This is a genomic window from Bradyrhizobium sp. 215_C5_N1_1, from assembly GCF_052075935.1.
Taxonomy (GTDB): Bacteria; Pseudomonadota; Alphaproteobacteria; order Rhizobiales; family Xanthobacteraceae; genus Bradyrhizobium; species Bradyrhizobium barranii.
This window is the reverse complement of record NZ_CP197228.1, coordinates 5918603-5935334: the sequence shown is the minus strand read 5'-3', so window position 1 is coordinate 5935334 and position 16732 is coordinate 5918603. Positions and strand designations below refer to the sequence as shown.

18 protein-coding genes are annotated in these 16732 nt (G+C 64.0%); 15 read left to right on the top strand and 3 right to left on the bottom strand.

Annotated features, from left to right (window positions below):
• The first annotated feature begins 31 nt into the window (after positions 1–31).
• From AB7G19_RS28700 to AB7G19_RS28665, 8 genes are read left to right on the top strand one after another with little or no spacing between them, the layout of a single operon-like run.
• A complete protein-coding gene (locus AB7G19_RS28700; protein ID WP_441268546.1) occupies positions 32–760 on the top strand; it encodes a GntR family transcriptional regulator in 729 nt (242 codons plus the stop codon).
• Between the two features lie 52 nt (positions 761–812).
• Positions 813–1769: an ABC transporter substrate-binding protein gene (locus AB7G19_RS28695; protein WP_441268545.1), complete on the top strand. Its 957-nt coding sequence runs from the start codon at positions 813–815 to the stop codon at positions 1767–1769.
• A gap of 5 nt (positions 1770–1774) precedes the next feature.
• Positions 1775–2530: an ABC transporter permease gene (locus AB7G19_RS28690; protein ID WP_441268544.1), complete on the top strand. Its 756-nt coding sequence runs from the start codon at positions 1775–1777 to the stop codon at positions 2528–2530.
• Positions 2509–3315 (top strand): ABC transporter ATP-binding protein, encoded by an 807-nt coding sequence (locus AB7G19_RS28685; RefSeq protein ID WP_041956016.1) that lies wholly within the window; start codon positions 2509–2511, stop codon positions 3313–3315. The genes AB7G19_RS28690 and AB7G19_RS28685 overlap by 22 nt, the downstream gene beginning before the upstream one ends.
• 7 nt (positions 3316–3322) lie before the next feature.
• A complete protein-coding gene (locus AB7G19_RS28680; RefSeq protein ID WP_441268543.1) occupies positions 3323–4132 on the top strand; it encodes an ABC transporter permease in 810 nt (269 codons plus the stop codon).
• Between the two features lie 9 nt (positions 4133–4141).
• Positions 4142–4801, top strand: a complete 660-nt coding sequence (locus AB7G19_RS28675) for a polysaccharide deacetylase family protein (protein WP_085403197.1) — start codon at positions 4142–4144, stop codon at positions 4799–4801.
• 3 nt (positions 4802–4804) lie between these two features.
• Positions 4805–5659 carry a fumarylacetoacetate hydrolase family protein gene (locus AB7G19_RS28670; protein ID WP_441268542.1) on the top strand — a complete coding sequence of 285 codons (855 nt, stop codon included), beginning with the start codon at positions 4805–4807 and terminating at the stop codon, positions 5657–5659.
• Positions 5660–5695: 36 nt separating this feature from the next.
• Positions 5696–6739 (top strand): uroporphyrinogen decarboxylase family protein, encoded by a 1044-nt coding sequence (locus AB7G19_RS28665; RefSeq protein WP_441268541.1) that lies wholly within the window; start codon positions 5696–5698, stop codon positions 6737–6739.
• Between the two features lie 162 nt (positions 6740–6901).
• Here the strand turns inward: AB7G19_RS28665 and AB7G19_RS28660 are convergent, their stop codons facing one another.
• Positions 6902–7909: an alpha/beta fold hydrolase gene (locus AB7G19_RS28660; RefSeq protein WP_441268540.1), complete on the bottom strand. Its 1008-nt coding sequence runs from the start codon at positions 7907–7909 to the stop codon at positions 6902–6904.
• A 131-nt stretch (positions 7910–8040) separates the two neighbouring features.
• Between AB7G19_RS28660 and AB7G19_RS28655 the strand changes: the two genes are divergently transcribed.
• Complete coding sequence (locus tag AB7G19_RS28655) at positions 8041–9072, top strand: alpha/beta fold hydrolase (RefSeq protein WP_441268854.1); 1032 nt, start codon at positions 8041–8043, stop codon at positions 9070–9072.
• A 170-nt stretch (positions 9073–9242) separates the two neighbouring features.
• Here the strand turns inward: AB7G19_RS28655 and AB7G19_RS28650 are convergent, their stop codons facing one another.
• Complete coding sequence (locus tag AB7G19_RS28650; RefSeq protein ID WP_441268539.1) at positions 9243–10001, bottom strand: SDR family NAD(P)-dependent oxidoreductase; 759 nt, start codon at positions 9999–10001, stop codon at positions 9243–9245.
• A 166-nt stretch (positions 10002–10167) separates the two neighbouring features.
• Here AB7G19_RS28650 and AB7G19_RS28645 point away from each other — a divergent pair, with 166 nt between their 5' ends.
• The 6 genes from AB7G19_RS28645 to AB7G19_RS28620 are packed head-to-tail and all read left to right on the top strand — an operon-like array spanning position 10168 to position 16033.
• Positions 10168–11427, top strand: a complete 1260-nt coding sequence (locus AB7G19_RS28645; protein WP_028155765.1) for an extracellular solute-binding protein — start codon at positions 10168–10170, stop codon at positions 11425–11427.
• Between the two features lie 2 nt (positions 11428–11429).
• Complete coding sequence (locus AB7G19_RS28640; RefSeq protein WP_441268538.1) at positions 11430–12371, top strand: carbohydrate ABC transporter permease; 942 nt, start codon at positions 11430–11432, stop codon at positions 12369–12371.
• Positions 12364–13212 carry a carbohydrate ABC transporter permease gene (locus AB7G19_RS28635; RefSeq protein ID WP_441268537.1) on the top strand — a complete coding sequence of 283 codons (849 nt, stop codon included), beginning with the start codon at positions 12364–12366 and terminating at the stop codon, positions 13210–13212. Before AB7G19_RS28640 ends, AB7G19_RS28635 begins: the two co-directional genes overlap by 8 nt.
• A 22-nt stretch (positions 13213–13234) precedes the next feature.
• The gene (locus AB7G19_RS28630; RefSeq protein ID WP_441268536.1) at positions 13235–14332 is read left to right on the top strand and encodes a Gfo/Idh/MocA family protein; all 1098 of its coding nucleotides are present in this window, start codon (positions 13235–13237) and stop codon (positions 14330–14332) included.
• Between the two features lie 10 nt (positions 14333–14342).
• Entirely contained in the window at positions 14343–14987 is a 645-nt protein-coding gene (locus AB7G19_RS28625; protein WP_014496439.1) for a ThuA domain-containing protein, read from the top strand.
• The gene (locus AB7G19_RS28620; RefSeq protein WP_441268535.1) at positions 14984–16033 is read left to right on the top strand and encodes a LacI family DNA-binding transcriptional regulator; all 1050 of its coding nucleotides are present in this window, start codon (positions 14984–14986) and stop codon (positions 16031–16033) included. Before AB7G19_RS28625 ends, AB7G19_RS28620 begins: the two co-directional genes overlap by 4 nt.
• A gap of 71 nt (positions 16034–16104) precedes the next feature.
• Here AB7G19_RS28620 and AB7G19_RS28615 read toward each other — a convergent pair whose 3' ends face one another.
• On the bottom strand, positions 16105–16731 hold the full coding sequence (locus tag AB7G19_RS28615; RefSeq protein WP_039157148.1) for an FMN-dependent NADH-azoreductase: 627 nt from the start codon (positions 16729–16731) through the stop codon (positions 16105–16107).
• Between the last annotated feature and the right edge of the window lies 1 nt (position 16732).

Genomic DNA, 16732 nt, shown 5'->3' with positions numbered 1-16732 from the left:
CCGGCGGCCGCCGCCTTGCAATCATCCGACGATGGGTCCGCTTCAGTTCCAGTTGTCCGGAAGCCCCGGGGATGGTCCGCGCAGCCTGACGTCGGCGCTGCACGAACGTCTGCGCGCCGACATCCTGGCGACGCGGCTGCCTCCGGGCCAGAAGCTGCATATCGCGGGGCTCGCCAAACAGTTTTCCGTGAGTCTCGCCGCCGTGCGTGAGGCGCTGTCGCGACTTGTCGCGGACGGGCTCGTGCAGGCGTCAGACCAGCGTGGCTTTCGCGTGAGCCCGGTGTCGCTCGCCGATCTCGCCGACGTGACGCAGACCCGTATCGACATCGAGGGGCTTGCGCTCCGTCGCTCGATCGAGCGGGGCGATGAGGCCTGGCTCGCATCGGTGAAATCCGCCTGGGCGGATTTGAAGGCCGTTCCCCATCGCTATCCCGACGATCCGACCGTGCACTACGAGGAGTGGGTGGTCCGTCACCGCATCTTCCATCGCGCGCTGGTCAACGCGTGCGGCTCGCCATGGCTGCTCGGCTTCCGCGACGTGCTGCACGAGCAGAGCGAGCGTTATCGCCGCCTCTCGATCCGGCGAGAGGCCGGTGGCAAGCCGCGCAACGTCGAAGCCGAACACAAGGCGATCGTCGCCGCCGTGATCAGGCGCGATGCGGATGCGGCAGTTCGCGCCTTGTCAAAGCACTTCGGCACCACCAAAGAATTCGTCGAGCTCGCCGCCTCTCGCATTGCGGAGGTGAGCCTTACGACCTGACGATCCGGAAAATTCCGGCACACAAAAAACAGAGACCGGGAGGAAGCCAATAATGAAGATCAATCACGCGCTGATGTCGCTGATCGCCGCCGCAATTCTGGTGGGCCCTGCGAGCGCCGCCGACACCATCCGCGTCGGCCTGCCCACGAAAACCTATTGGCCGACGACGATTGCCGAGACGGCGGTGCGGCAGAAGCTGTTCGAGAAGGAAGGCATCCAGGCCGAGTTGACGATCTACCGCAGCGGCGCCGAGACGTTCGAAGGCATGGCTGCGGGCGCGGCCGACATCATTCTCGATCCACCGTCGCTGGTGTCCGCCGGACGCAAGAAGGGCGTGATGTCACGGATCGTCGCCAATGCCGCGATGGGCAATTTCGGCTGGCAATTGATGGTCCCGACCAAGTCGACACTCGACGTCAAGGACCTCAACGGCAAGAAGGTGGCGATCACCGCGGCCGGCTCCGGCTCCGACCTGCTCGCGCTGTGGACCATCCAGGACAAGAAGATCGAATTTACGCGCGTTCCCGTCGGCGGCGGTGGCCTGGTGCCGAACCTGCTGGCCGGAAATGTCGAGGCGGCCGTGGTCTATTCGCCTCTGAGTTTCCAGATCTCGAAGTCCGGTGAGGCCAAGCCCATCCTCGATTACGCGACCGCGGTCCCGCCGAACCTCACCGCGGGCTGGATCGTGCTCGACAAATTCGCCGAGGCCAAGCCCCAGATGGTGCAGAAGGCGGTGAACGCCCTCTATGGTGCGGTCGCGTTCATGCGCGCCAACCGCGACGTCACCGTCAAGCTGATCGCCGAGCTCTATGAAATGCCGCCGGAGATCGCGGGCCTTGAGTACGACAACACCATCATGAAGCTCGAGACCAGCGGCGACATGGGCGCGGCCAACGTCAATGCGGCCGTGCAGCTCTCGCTCGACCTCGCCAAGCTCGGCGGCCTCAAGGACATCGTGCCGGTCGAGGACGTGATCTCGGCCAAGTTCAAGCCGGTTCCGACCAAGTAGTCACGATGCAAAGCACGTTCGTCATCAACCTTGCGCGGATCGCGATCATCATCGCGGTCCTGGCGCTGTGGGAGGTGCTGTCGCGCACCGGCATCGTCAATCCGCGCCTGCTGCCGTCGGCGTCCGACACGTTTGCAACGCTCGGCGATCTCCTGCAACGCGCGGCGGTGCAGAAGGATTTGATGGTGACCGCGACCGAGGTGCTGGCCGCGTTCGCGCTGGCCGTGCCGTTCGGTGCGGTGATCGGCTTCCTGGTAGCGGAGAACCGCTACTTTGCGGACGTGGCCAAGCCGCTTTTGTTCTTTGCCTTCAGCATCCCGAAGTCGATCTTCCTGCCGATGTTCATCCTGGTGTTCGGCGTCGGCTTTGCCCAGAAGGTGGGATTCGGCTTCTTTTCGACGATCTTCATCGTGATTATGTCGACCACCACGGCGGTGGAATCGGTCAAGGTCGACCATTTGACGGTGGCGCGCTCCTATGGCGCTACGCCGATGCAGACTGCGTTCCGGGTCTATCTGCCGAGCATGCTGCCGGTGCTGCTGGAGGCCTTGCGGATCTCCATGATCTTCAACCTCACCGGCGTGATTTTGGCCGAAATGTACGCCTCGCGCGACGGCATCGGTCACCAGATCGCGACCTGGGGCGAGAACTTCCAGATGAAGCAGCTCCTCGCCGGCGTCGTGATGGTCGCCGCGATCGCCATGACCTTCAACGAACTTGTCAGATGGGTGGAAACGCGATGCAGCCATTGGCGAACGTGACCCCGTTGAAGCCCGCCGCGCGGGCCGGCGCGATCGAGGTGAAGAACGTCGGTCAGGTCTTCAAGACGAGATCGCAGGACGTCGTCGCGCTGGAGGACGTCTCGCTCGAGGTCAAGCCCGGCCGCTTCGTCGTGCTGGTCGGCCCGAGTGGCTGCGGCAAGTCGACCCTTTTGATGATGATGGCGGGACTGCGCCAGCAGACCTCCGGCACGATCACCATCAGCGGCGCGCCGATCCTGCAGCCCGACCCCGACAGGGTCGGCGTGGTGTTCCAGGAGGCCAGCCTGTTTCCCTGGCTGACGGCGGAGGACAATGTCGAGTTTCCGCTGGCGCTGCGGGGCGTGCCCAAGGCCGAGCGCCGCGCCAAGGCACAGGATGCGCTCAAGCTGGTCGGCCTCGACGGCTTCGGCAGGCGTCATCCGCACGAACTCTCCGGCGGCATGAAGCAGCGTGTGTCGATCGCGCGCGGGCTGGTGCAGGACCCGCCGGTGCTGCTGATGGACGAGCCGTTCGCCGCCCTCGACGAGCAGACGCGCATGACTATGGGCGACGAGCTGCTGCGGATATGGGCCGCGACCGGCAAGACGGTCGTCTTCGTCACGCACAGCCTCACCGAAGCCGTCTATCTCGCCGACGAGGTGATCGTGATGTCGGCGCGGCCGGGCCGCATCGTCGACCATCTCCAGGTCCAGCTGCCGCGGCCGCGCACGTACGAGATGCTGAGCGGCGACGCCTTCGGTGCGCTGCGCGACCGCATCTGGCGGCACATCCGCAAATCGGCGTGAGGCTGATATGAACGCCAGAATAAGTGCGAAGACGCTGCGATACCTGATCGTGATCGGCCTGATTGCGCTGTGGGAGTTGCTGCCGCGCACCGGTCTCATTCCCGAGCTGTTCCTGCCGTCACTGTCATCGACGCTGATCGCCGGATGGACCGATGCTGCGGAATACGGTCATGCGCTCGCGGTGACGCTCTATGAGGTCGTGGTCTCCATGGCGTTCGCCTGCGGCGGCGGCATCCTGCTCGGCGCGATCGTCGGCAGCCTGCCGCGTCCGCGCGTCCTGATCATGCCGATGGTGTCGAGCCTGTATGCGGTGCCGCTCGTGATCCTCTATCCCGTCTTCACGGTGTGGCTCGGCATCGGCTCGGAGTCCAAGATCGCGTTCGCCTCGATCTATGGCTTCCTGCCGACGATGCTCGCCACCGCCGCCGGCATCCAGACCATCGATCCGCAGCTCCTGCTCGCGGCACGCAGCATGGGCGCGACGCTGAGCCAACGGTTGGTTCGCGTCATCATCCCGGCGGCGATTCCGACGGTGCTGTCGGGCCTGCGTGTCGGCGGTGCGCTGGTCATCGTCGGCGTCGTCGTCTCGGAGATGCTGATCTCATCGGCCGGCATCGGCTATCTGATCTCGCGCTACCGCACAATTCTCGATAGTCCGCACGTGTTCGCGGGCGTGCTGCTCGTGCTGTTCCTCGCCATCGCTTTCAATGCCGCGATCCGGTGGATCGAGCGCAAGGCGGCGATCTGGCAGACCGGTACGCGGGCCGGTCAGGCCAATGACGAGATCGCGTCGAGCGCGATGCAGCCGGCGACCTGAGGTACCAGCGTGTACGATTTGACCCTGACATTCGACAACGGCCCCGATCCCGATGTGACGCCGCGCGTGCTCGATGTTCTCGCCGGGCGCGGCATCAAGACCACCTTCTTCGTCATCGGCGAGAAGCTCGCTGACCCCGAGCGGCGCGGGCTTGCGGTGCGTGCGCACGGGGAGGGGCACTGGATCGGCAATCACACGTTTACGCACAGCATTCCGCTCGGTGAGCAGGCGGATCGCGAGACGGCAGAGAACGAAATCGGCCGAACTCAAAAAGCGATCTCCGATCTCGCGCATCCCCAGCGCTGGTTCCGGCCGTTCGGCGGCGGCGGCAATCTTGATGCGCGGCTGTTGAAATCCTCCGTCGTGGACTATCTCGCCCGCAACAAGCACAGCTGCGTGCTCTGGAATGCGATTCCGCGGGATTGGGACGACCCCGAGGGCTGGACCGGGCGCGCGCTCGACCAGTGCAGCCGGCAGTCCTGGACGCTGATGGTGCTGCACGATCTTCCGACCGGCGCGATGGACCATCTCGAGCGTTTCCTTGACGCTGCCGAGGCGGCCGGCGCCCGCTTCCGCCAGGACTTCCCGCCGCAATGTGTTCCGATCCGCAACGGCGAGATCGCGCTTCCGATCAACGACTATGTTTCCTCCATCGAAGAGAGTGTTTGACTGATGAAAGTTGCGAGCTTCACGAACGCCGGCACCGCGAGCTTTGGCATCGTCACCGACAAGGGCGTCATCGATGCCGGCAAGCGCCTGAAGGCATATCCGACGCTGAAGGCGCTGCTTGCGAAGGGATCGCTCGACGAATTGAAGAAGTTGACCGTCGAGAAGCCCGATTACGCGCTGCAGGATGTCGCGCTGCTGCCGACGGTACCCGATCCCGACAAGATCTTCTGCATCGGCGTCAACTATGCCACGCATCTGGCCGAGAGCGGCCACCCGACGCCGGCGCATCCGATGATCTTCACCCGCTTCGCCAACAGCCAGGTCGGTCATGGCCAGCCGATGATCCGGCCGCTGGAGTCCGAGCGTTTCGATTACGAAGGCGAGATGGCCGTCATCATCGGCAAGGCCGGTCGCCGCATCTCGCGCGAAGCCGCGCTCAGCCATGTCGCCGGCTATGCCTGCTACAATGACGGCAGCATCCGCGACTGGCAGCGCCACACCTCGCAATTCGCGCCCGGCAAGAACTTTGCCGGCACCGGCGGCTTCGGGCCCTGGATGGTGACGACCGACGAATTGACCGACGTGACCAAGCAGACGCTCATCACGCGCCTCAATGGCGTCGAGGTGCAGAAGGCCCCGATCTCTGATCTCGTTTTCGACGTGCAGGCCTTGATTGCTTACTGCTCGACGTTCACCGAGCTTGCGCCCGGCGATGTCATCGTCACAGGCACGACCGGCGGCGTCGGCGCCTATCGCACGCCGCCGCTGTGGATGAAGGGCGGCGACGTCGTGGAGATCGAGATCTCCGGCATCGGCATCCTGCGCAATCCCGTCGAGGACGAGGGACGCGCGGCCTGATCGGCTGCACTCAACAACAAAAAGAAGGAGAATCCCATGCCCATGCCAACGCATATCCTGCCGACCACGGTGGTCGGCAGCTACCCGCAGCCGGAATGGCTGGTGAATCGCGCGATGCTGTCGAAGGTGGTGCCGCGCACGCGCCTGCACGACATGTGGCGGTTGCCGGCGGAGCATCTGGAAGAGGCGCAGGACGATGCGACCATCGTCGCGATCCGCGACATGGAGCGCGCCGGCATCGACATCGTGACCGATGGCGAAATCCGCCGCGAGAGCTACTCCAACCGCTTCGCCACCGCGCTCGACGGCATCGACGGCGACAATCCCGCGATGATCGTGGCGCGCGCTGGCAACACCCAGACCCCGGTGCCGCGCGTCGTGGGTCCCGTGAAGCGCAAGGGACCGGTCGAGCTGCACGACATGCAGTTCCTGCGCAAGAACACCGACCGTGCCGCCAAGATCACGTTGCCGGGCCCGTTCACCATGAGCCAGCAGGCCAAGAACGAGTTCTACAAGGACGAGGAGGAGCTCGCGATGGCGCTGGCCGAGGCCGTCAACGCCGAGGCGCTCGATCTGCAGGAGGCTGGCGCCGACGTGATCCAGCTCGACGAGCCCTGGGTGCGCAACAATCCGGATCTCGCCAAGCGCTATGCCGTCAAGGCGATCAACCGGGCGCTGAAGGGCATCACTGTGCCGACGGTCGTGCATCTCTGCTTCGGCTATGCCGCGGTCGTGCCGGGCTCGAACAAGCCGGCCGGCTATTCCTTCCTCGCTGAGCTCGACGACACTATTGCCGACCAGATCTCGATCGAGGCCGCGCAGCCGAAGCTCGACCTCGGCGTGCTCAGGGACCTGTCGTCGAAGAAGATCATGCTCGGCGTGCTTGACCTCGCAGATCCCGCGATCGAGAGCGTCGACACCGTGGCCGCCCGTATCCGCAACGGCCTGAAGTACGTCTCGCCGGACCGCCTGGTCCCCGCGCCCGATTGCGGCATGAAGTACATGCCGCGCGCAACCGCGTTCGGAAAGCTGAAGGCGATGTGCGATGCGGCGGCCATGGTCCGGCGGGAGATCGGCTGAACAAGGCTGGGCCGGCGAGGATGGTTCGTTCGCCGGCCATCGCCTGGCTGTGGCCAGCCTGGTCGAAATCTGCGCGGGCGTCGGCTCAAAGACCAGTTTCACAACGTTGAACATTCGTCGTCATTGGCGAGGACGACATCGCCGCGGAGGTGCAGCCGCCATTCAAGCCGACAGGAATTTGGTTAGAAGCTCGGTTGTGTCGGTGGGGTTTTCCTCGGGAAAGAAGTGACCGCCCTTGACGGCCCGACCTTGTACGTTGTCGGCCCACTTCTTCCAAATTCCCAATGCGCCGCCATTCTGCTCGTAGAATGTATCGAGTGGCCCGCCGGAGGCCCACAGGTGCAGCATAGGGCACTTAATGCGCCTGCCTTCCTTCTGGTCCGCCTTGTCATGCTCGATATCCAGGGTTGCGGCCGCGCGGTACTCTTCGCAGATCGCATGCACCCGAGCCGGATCGCGGTAGGTTTCGATGTATTCCGCTTTCACCTCGGGGCCGAATGAGCCTTGGCCGAAGGGATTGTCGAATACCGCGTCCGGCGCACCGGTCAGGTATTTTTCGGGAAGCGGTGCCTTCTGCGAGAGTAGACTCCATGGCCAGTAGGTCATGGCGAACTTTGCGTCGGCGTGGCCCCAGGCTTCCGAGATCGGCAGCACGTCAAACACTGCGAGACGCTGCACCTTCTCCGGGTGATCGAGCGCAAGGCGGTAGGAAACGCGACCGCCCCGATCGTGTCCAACCAGATCGAATTTGGAAAAGCCAAGCTTATCCATCACGGCGACGAGCTCATTCGCCATCGCCCGCTTTGTATAGGGATAGTGATCCTCCGCAGAGGCGGGAACGCCGCTGCGGCCATATCCACGAAGATCGACGCAGATGACCGTGCGATTGCGGGCGAGACGCGGCGCGACATGACGCCACATCAGGCTGGTTCGCGGAAATCCATGGACCATGAGCAGTGGGGATCCACTCCCGTAGCGCCTGATGAAAATGGTGTTGTCATCGGTCTTGATCTCCTTTGACTCGAAGAGATCGGAAGCGTTCGAGGTGGAATTGTTTGGGGATTGGCCGGCCGCGCGCCGCGGTAGAAGCGCCAGTGATAGAGCGGCGCTCGATGCAGCGGTCATCACCTGGACGAAGGTGCGGCGCTCGATCTTTGTCTTTTCTGTCATCCCTGAGGTCCTTCGAGGTTCGCGCGACGCTCCTGGCAAACGCCCCCCTCAATGACGACGCGGTGAGACATGTTAGCACCTGCGTGGAAGCGCGCTTTCGCAGGATTAGCGTCACTGAACCGTTCGTGCTGATGATTTCGGTCATCCCGCTGGCGCGATGGGGCAGAGGCGGGGAGCAGTCGGGAAGTGATCGCTGGAATGATCCTCCGCCTGTAACCAATTTGGTCGCGTCGCCGAATAGCGGAGGTCAGGGTGAGCGGAGGTGCGTCAACGCACGCCGCCAGAGCAATGGAGGATTCATGTCCGACGAAATCAACCACGATCGCCGGCGTTTCGTTGGTGCTGCGGCAACGACAGTTGCGGCAGCACAATTCGGCGTGATCGCGCCGGCGGTTGCAGATCCCCGAGCGAGCAAGAAGGTCGCCCGCGACGTCAGCAGAAGATCGGAAGCGGCGGGGACGGACGCCACCGTCGTTCTCGTCCATGGCGCCTGGGCCGACGGTTCAAGCTGGGCGCACGTCATTACGCTGCTGCAGTCCGAGGGACTGAAGACGATGGCCGCGCCGATTCCGCTCACATCGCTATCAGATGATGTTGCGGCGCTTGAACGAGCGCTGGAGCGGACCGACGGGCCGGTTGTCCTTGTCGCGCATGCCTATGCCGGCGCCGTGATAGGTGCGGTCACTCAGGACAGAGTGCGGTCGCTGGTCTTCATTTCGGCTCTCTCTCCCGACGAAGGCGAAACAGTCGCGCAAATATTCTATCGCGACAAGCCGTCGCCGGAGGCGCCGAAACTCACCCCCGACAGTCATGGTTTCCTCTGGATGCCGAACGACCGGTTTGGCGCGGCTTGGTGCCAGCATGCCCGACCTGAGCAGGCTGCGCTCCTGGCTGCGATCCAGCGTCCCATTGCCGTCGCGGCAATCCAGGAAAAGGCTCCGAAAGCGGCATGGAAGGCAAAGCCGTCGTGGTACCTGGTCGCCGAGGAGGATCGAATGATCAATCCGGCGACACAGCTATTCCTGGCACGACGGATGGGTGCGCAGGTTCGCTCCGAGAAAGTCGATCATGCATCGCCGATCACCGCGCCGAAGCTGGTCGCCGGAACGATACGGGAGGCCGTCACCAACTCACGTCCGAGCGTCACGCAGCAACACGGCTGAACTGTCGCGGTGTGAGCTGATTGAAAGTGCCATTGGCATCTTTCCAATAGGCTTCGCGACCTCGGCTTGTGCAAACAACTGGACGGAGCCACCCGCTGACTCTTAGTCAGCGGGTAGTCAGCGGGGCCCCGGGTTCGAGCTCTGGTCCCGCCCACGACCTTCAAAGCATCTCACACCCAGCCGCCATCCACGACGTAGTGCTGAGCGGTGCAGGCGGAGGCCTCGTCGGACGCGAGGAACAGAGTGAATTTCGCGACCTCGTCCGGTACCAGCCGGCGCTTCAGGCATTGTCGCTGCTGCAGTTCGATCTCGCCCGCCGGCGTCATCCATTTCTCGAGCTGGCGCTCGGTCATGATCCAGCCCGGCGCGATCGCGTTCACGCGGATGTTGTAGGGACCGTAATCGCGCGCGAGGGAGCGCGTCAGACCGACCACGCCCGATTTGCTGGCCGTGTACGCGGCCATGCCGCCTTGTCCGGCCATCCACGACACCGAGCCGAAATTGATGATGGCGCCGGCGTTCGCCGCCTTCATGTCCGGCAGCACGGCTTGCGCGGCGAAGAACTGGTGCTTCAGGTTCACCGCGATGCGGTCGTCCCAGTATTCCGGCGTCATCTCCTCGGTGTTGTGCCGTTCGTCATGTGCGGCATTGTTGACGAGGATATTGATCGCGCCGTGTGCTTTGCGCGCCTCGGCGACGCCGGCGCGCAACGCGGCGATGTCAGTCAGGTCGACGCGCTGGAAATGCGCAGCCAGACCCTGATCCGACAGCTCGTGTGCGAGGCGTTGGCCCTCGTCGGCCTTGATGTCGAAGAACACGACATTGGATTTCTGCTGCGCGAAGCGCCGCACGATCGCAGCCCCAATCCCCGATGCGCCACCGGTGACGAGAACGACCTTGCCGGCAAGGTCGGAATAAACGGCGGCCATGGGCACCTCTCAAGTTGCATTGCGGGCGGTGCGAGGCGCCGCCCAGTTGTCCCGACAACCTTAGCCATTCCCGACGTGAGGTGCATAGATCAGAATTTTAGTTGCGTACCTCAAAAATCGAAGGCAGGATTGCAGCCAAAGAATAAGAGCCGGTGGGAGGAATGTGATGAGACTGCTCGGGAAGCTGGGACTCGCCGCCGCCGCATGCCTGCTTTGGGCCAACTCCGCCGCGGCCGACACAACGGTCAAGTGGTTGCACATCGAGGCCAATCCGGCCCAGGTGAAGATCTGGGAGGAGGTTGCGCGGGCCTATGAGGCGTCGCATCCCGGCACCAAGATCGAGATGCAGTTCCTCGAGAACGAGGCCTACAAGGCCAAGCTGCCGACCATCCTGCAATCCAAGGACCGGCCGAACATCATCTACAGCTGGGCCGGCGGCGTCCTGAAGACGCAGATCGAGGCCGGCGTCCTCGACGACATCACCGATCAGGTGAAAGGGTACAGCGACAGCCTCACGCCGGCAGCGCTCGCCGCCTTCACGGCCAACGGCCGCGTTTACGGTCTTCCGACCGCGTTGTCGCAGGTCGGCTTCCTCTGCAACAAGGAGCTGATGGCGAAGGCGAAGGTCGATCCCGCAGGGATCAAGAGCTGGGACGATCTTCTTGCCGCGGTGAAAACGTTGAAGGCCGCCGGCGTGACCCCGATCGTGGTCGGCGGCGCCGACAAATGGCCGCTGCATTTCTACTGGACGCATCTGGCGGTGCGCGTCGGCGGCAAGCCGGCGTTCGACGCGGCGCTGCGCGGCGAGAATGGTGGCTTCGCCGGCGAAACCTTCCAGAAATCCGGCGAGCTGTTCAAGCAGCTGGTCGATCTGCAGCCGTTCCAGAACGGTTTCCTCGGCTTCAAGAATCCGCAAGCCGTCGGCTATTTCGGCGATGGCAAAGCGGCGATGACGCTCGCCATCAGCACGGTCTATCATTTGCAGCGCGCGCTTGCCGCCGACAAGGTCGGATTGAGCGAAGACAAGATCTGCTGGTTCGACTTCCCGGTCGTGGCCGGCGGCAAGGGCGCGCCAACCGATACGCTCGGCGGCATCACCGGCTGGCTGATCACCAAGGGCTCGCCGAAGGAGGCCGTCGATTTTCTGAAATACTTCGTCTCCAGGGACGTGCAGACGCGGCTCGCTGCGGGCAACTTCATCATCCCGGTGGTGCAGGGCGCGGATGCCGGTCTCAACAACGCCTTCATGAAGCTGATCGCGGCCAATCTGGCGAAGTCGAACTACCACCAGAACTTCTATGACCAGAGCCTCGGCCCCTCGGTCGGCCGCGTCGTCAACGACGTTACCGCGGAGATCGCCGGCGGCAGCATGAGTCCGCAAGACGCGGCCAAGGCGATCGAGGCGGCGTGGAAGCAGGGTAACTGACGGTGGTACGGCGGGCCGCGAGCGTGTCGGCGATGGACGTTGCCGGTGAGATGGTCCCCCAGGTCGCCGAGCGCGGCCCGAGCTGGGACGGCAGGCTGACGGTCCTCATTCTGTTCCTGCCGCCGGCGCTGCTGTTGTTCACGCTGTTCGTGGTGCTGCCGATCGGCGAGGCGGCCTGGTACTCGGCCTTCAACTGGAACGGGTTCGGCAGGCCGACCAACTGGATCGGCTTCGACAATTACCGATTCGTGCTGGAGACACGCGCCTTCTGGCTCGCGCTGCGCAACAACGGGCTGATCATCGCTGTTTCGCTCGCCATCCAGCTGCCGCTTGCGCTCACGCTGGCCTTGATGCTCGCCGAACGCTTTCGCGGGGCGGTGGCGCTGCGCATGCTGTTCTTCATGCCTTATATCCTGGCCGAGATCGCGACCGGGCTGATCTTCAGCTTCGTCTATGACGGCGATTACGGCCTTGTCGCCTCGATCTGGCGTACCTTCGGCGCCGAGCCCCCGCATCTGCTGGCCTCGACCGACACGGCAATGCTGGCTGTGCTGATCGTCGTCGTCTGGAAGTACTTCGGTTTCCACATGATGCTGTTCATCGCGGCGCTCCAGGGCCTCGACAAGAGCCTGATCGAGGCCGCGCGCATCGACGGCGCGACGCGATCGCAAGCCCTGCGACACGTGGTCATCCCCTTGCTCTATCCGACGATTCGGCTCTCGGTGTTCTTCGCCATCGTCGGCTCGCTGCAGCTGTTCGACCTCGTCATGCCGCTGACGCGCGGGGGGCCGGCGGACTCCTCCAACACGCTGGTAAGCTTTCTCTACAACAACGGCATCTCCCGCATGCGGGTCGGCTATGGCAGCGCCATCGGTGTCATTCTGTTCACGATCTGCGTGACCTTTGCCTTCACGTACAAGCGATGGTTCATGCGCGATGAGTAGCACCGAGACCAATCGTACGCCGTTCGATCCCGCCGTGCTGTTCAAGGCGGTGTTCCTCGCGGTCGTTGCCGTCTTCGTGCTGGTGCCGCTGCTCGCGACCTTGCTCGGCGGCTTCAAATCGCTCGGCGAACTGCGCGTCAATCCGTTCGGCCTGCCACGTCACTGGGAGTGGCAGAATTATGCCGACATCCTGTTCTCTACGCGCTACTGGCAGCTTTTGCGCAACTCGCTGATCATCTCGACGCTCACGGTGACCCTGACCCTGATCGTCGCCTCGATGGCGGCGTTCACCTTCGCCCATGTCAGGTTCTACGGCTCATCGATGCTGTTGAGCTACCTGACCCTCGGCCTGCTGTTTCCGGCCGCGACCGCGGTGCTGCCGTTGTTCATCACGGTGCGCGATCTCGGGCTGCTCGATACCTATTTTGGCGTGGTGCTGCCGCAGGTGGCCTTCAGCCTCGCGATGAGCGTGTTGCTGCTGCGGCGTTTCTTCAAGGACATTCCCTATGAACTGCTCGAGGCCGCGCTGGTCGACGGCTGCAGCTACATCAAATTCTTCCGCTATGTGACGCTGCCGTTGTCGCGACCGATCCTGGCGACCGTCGGGACCATCACCTTCGTCAACAGCTGGAACGCCTATCTGTTGCCGCTGGTGATGCTCAACACCGATGCGCTCTATCCCTGGCCGCTCGGCATCATGGTCTATCAGGGCGAGTATTCGTCCGAATGGCACCTGATCCTGGCCTTCATCACGCTGACCATCCTGCCCACCATCATTCTGTTTCTTCTGGCGCAGAAGCACATCGTCGCCGGCCTCACCGCAGGCGCGGTCAAGGGATGAACGATACCTTACGGAGATTACAATGAGAAAAGTCGGCATCGGAATCATCGGCTGCGGCAATATCAGCACCGCCTATCTGAAGGCGGCCCAGCGCTTTCCGGTCATGGAAATCAAGGCGCTCGCCGATATGCGCAGCGATGCGGCAGAGCGGCAGGGCGCCGCCTTCGGGCTGCCGGCGATGCGGGTCGACCAACTGCTCAAGCGAGAGGATGTCGAGATCGTCATCAATCTTACGGTCCCGCTCGCCCACACCGACGTCAGCCTCGCCGTGCTGAATGCCGACAAGCACGTTCATTCCGAGAAGCCCCTCGGCATCGACGTCGCGGAAGCCCGCAAGGTGATCGATCTCGCCGCGCAGAAGGACCTTCGCGTCGGTTGCGCGCCCGATACGTTCCTTGGCGGTGGCCACCAGACCGCGCGCAAGCTGATCGACGATGGCGCGATAGGCACGCCAGTCGCGGGCAGCGTCTTCTTCGGCTGTCCTGGCCATGAGCGCTGGCACCCGTCGCCGGGCTTCTATTACCTTCGCGGCGGAGGGCCGATGCTCGACATGGGGCCGTACTACATCACGGATCTCGTGCAGCTGCTTGGCCCGGTCGCGAGCGTGATGGGCTCGACCGCGCGCCCGAAATCCGAACGGCTGGTCACCAGCCAGCCGATGAACGGCACCCTTATCCCGGTCGAGGTTTCAACCCATGTCGCCGGCACGCTCGAATTCGAGAGCGGTGCGGTCGTCTCGATCGCGATGAGCTTCGACGTGCCGAAGCACCGGCACGCGCCGATCGAGATCTATGGCGACAAGGGCAGCATGCTGGTGCCGGACCCGAACCGGTTCGGCGGCGAGGTGCAGGTCGCGAAGACTGGCGGTGAATGGGAGCCGGTGCCGCTGACCCACGGTCATGTCGATGGCGAGTTTCGTTCCATCGGGGTCGCCGACATGGCCTCCGCGATCCTGAACAACCGTCCGCATCGCGCCAGCGGCGCGCTCGCTTTCCATGTGCTCGAGGTGATGGAGGCGTTCCAGACCTCCGCCGACGAAGGACGCCGCGTCAAGATCGGGAGCTGCGTGGAGCGGCCGGCGATGCTGCCGGCCGGACGTGAAACCGGACAGATCGACTGAGGGAATGACCATGCGCAAGGCAATGATTGTATGGGGCGGCTGGCCGGGACACGATCCCGATCTCTGCGCCTCGATGATCCGCGGCTGGCTGAAGGCGGAAGGCTTTGAGGTTCGGGTCGAGACCACGACGGCGGCGTTCGCCGATCCCGCGATCCACGATCTGTCGCTGATCATCCCGATCTATACCATGTCGAAGATCGAGAAGGCGGAAGCGCTCAATCTCTGCGCGGCCGTGCGTGGCGGCGTCGGGCTGGCCGGGCATCATGGCGGCATGTGCGATGCGTTCCGCGAGTCCGTCGACTACCAGTTCCTGTGCGGCGGGCAGTGGGTCGCGCATCCCGGCAACATCATCGACTACAAGGTCGACTTGACGAAGCCAGATGACCCCATCATGAAGGGGCTGAAGAGTTTCGAGCATCGTTCCGAGCAGTACTACATGCATGTCGACCCCGCCAACGAGGTGCTGGCGACGACGACCTTCACCGGCGAGCACGCGCCCTGGATCGACGGCGTGGTGATGCCGGTGGTCTGGAAGAAGCGATACGGCGCGGGCAGGGTGTTCTACTCCTCGCTCGGCCACCGCGCTTACGAGCTCGACGTACCGGAGATCCGCACGTTGATGACCCGCGGCATGCTGTGGGCGGCGCGGGAATGACAGCTGGCGCGACCCAGCCGACGGTTCGCGCTACGCTTGAGGACGTCGCACGCGCCGCGGGCGTTTCGCTCGCTACCGTCGACCGAGTCGTCAACCGGCGCGAGGGCGTGCGTGCCAAGACCGTCGCGCGTGTCGAAGCTGCGGTTGCAAAACTCGGCTATCGTGCCGACGTCGCGGCCGCGCGGCTCGCCCGCGGGCAGACGTTCCGCTTCGCCTTCGTGCTGCCGAGCGGCAGCAACAGCTTCATGACCAACCTGGCCGAGCAGGTCCAGCGCACCGCGGACTGGCTCGCCGGCCACCGCGGCTTCATCGATATCCTCCATGTCGACGTGTTCGATCCGGATGTGCTCGCCGGTGCGCTGGAAAACCTGTCGCCGGCCTATCAGGGCGTCGCCGTCATCGCGCTCGACCATCCCAGGGTGCGCGCAGCGATCGACGAACTCGCCACGCGCGGGGTCGCCGTGGTGACCCTTGTGTCGGACGCGCCGAGCTCGCGGCGGCTGCATTATGTCGGCATCGACAACCCGGCCGCGGGGCGAACTGCCGCAACGCTGATGGGACGTTTCCTCGCCGGCTGCGAGGGGAAAGTTGCCGTGATCGCGGGATCGTTATCGCTGCGCGATCATACCGAGCGGCAGTTCGGCTTCCACCAGATCCTGTCCAGCGAGTATCCGAGCCTGCTCGCGCTGCCGGTGATCGAAGGTCGCGACGACAGCGAGCGCACGCGGGAGCTCACGGCCGCACTGCTGGCGCGCCACGCCGATCTCCGCGGCATCTACTGCTGTGGCGCCGGGAACCGCGGCATCGCCGATGCGCTGGAGGCCTCGGGCCGCGCGCGTGAAGTCGTCTGGATCACGCACGAGCTGACCCAGTACACGCGGCGTTTCCTGGTCCGCGGCACGCTCGATGCCATCATCAACCAGGATCCCGGCCACGAGGCGCGGTCTGCGGCGCGAGTTCTGCTCGCGCATTGCTCGGGTGAACCCATCAGCCCCGACCAGGAGCGCATCCGCATCGATATTTTTCTGCGGGACAACCTGCCGTGATTAGCGTTCGCAGGTGATGCGCAGCTTGCTTCGATAGGTGTCGCGAAGTGCGGCAACGGCCTCAACGGTGCTCAGAAGTTCGCCGCCATTGCTGCGAGGTGCTGATGGGCTCTTTCGCGGGCAGCCTCGATGGGCTGTTGCGGTCCGGTGGTTGGCCCGATCGGCACGAAACGGACATTGCTGATACCGATAAAGCGCAAAATTTCCCGCAGGTAAGGCGTTGCCATGTCGATGCGCCCGCGGTTCATTCCGGTGGCGAAATCGCTGCCACTGGCGAGGATCACCGTGGTCGGCCGGTCCTTCAGCAGCGGGAGATATCCCAGGGAGGGATCGAACCGAAAGGTGAGCCCGGGCTGGACGATGACATCGAACCATTGCTTGAGCTTGTAGGGAATGCTGAAGTTCCACATTGGCGTCGAGATCAGAACCCGATCGGCCAGTGAAAAGCGCAGCGCCATCCGCTCGGCCTCCGCAAAGCTGTCCCGTTGCGCGTCGTTGAAGGGCTGCGCCTTCATGCGCGCATATTTGGCCTCGACGATGGGACCTGCGAATTCCGGCAGCCGCTCGCGCCAGAGATCCACGACGTCGATATCCCAGTCCGGACGGGCCTGCCGAAACCCGTCAAGAAAGACGCGCGCGCCGGCGCTCGACTCGGAGTCGGCACGGGGCGAGCAGGAGAGGTGCAAGAGCTTTGCCACC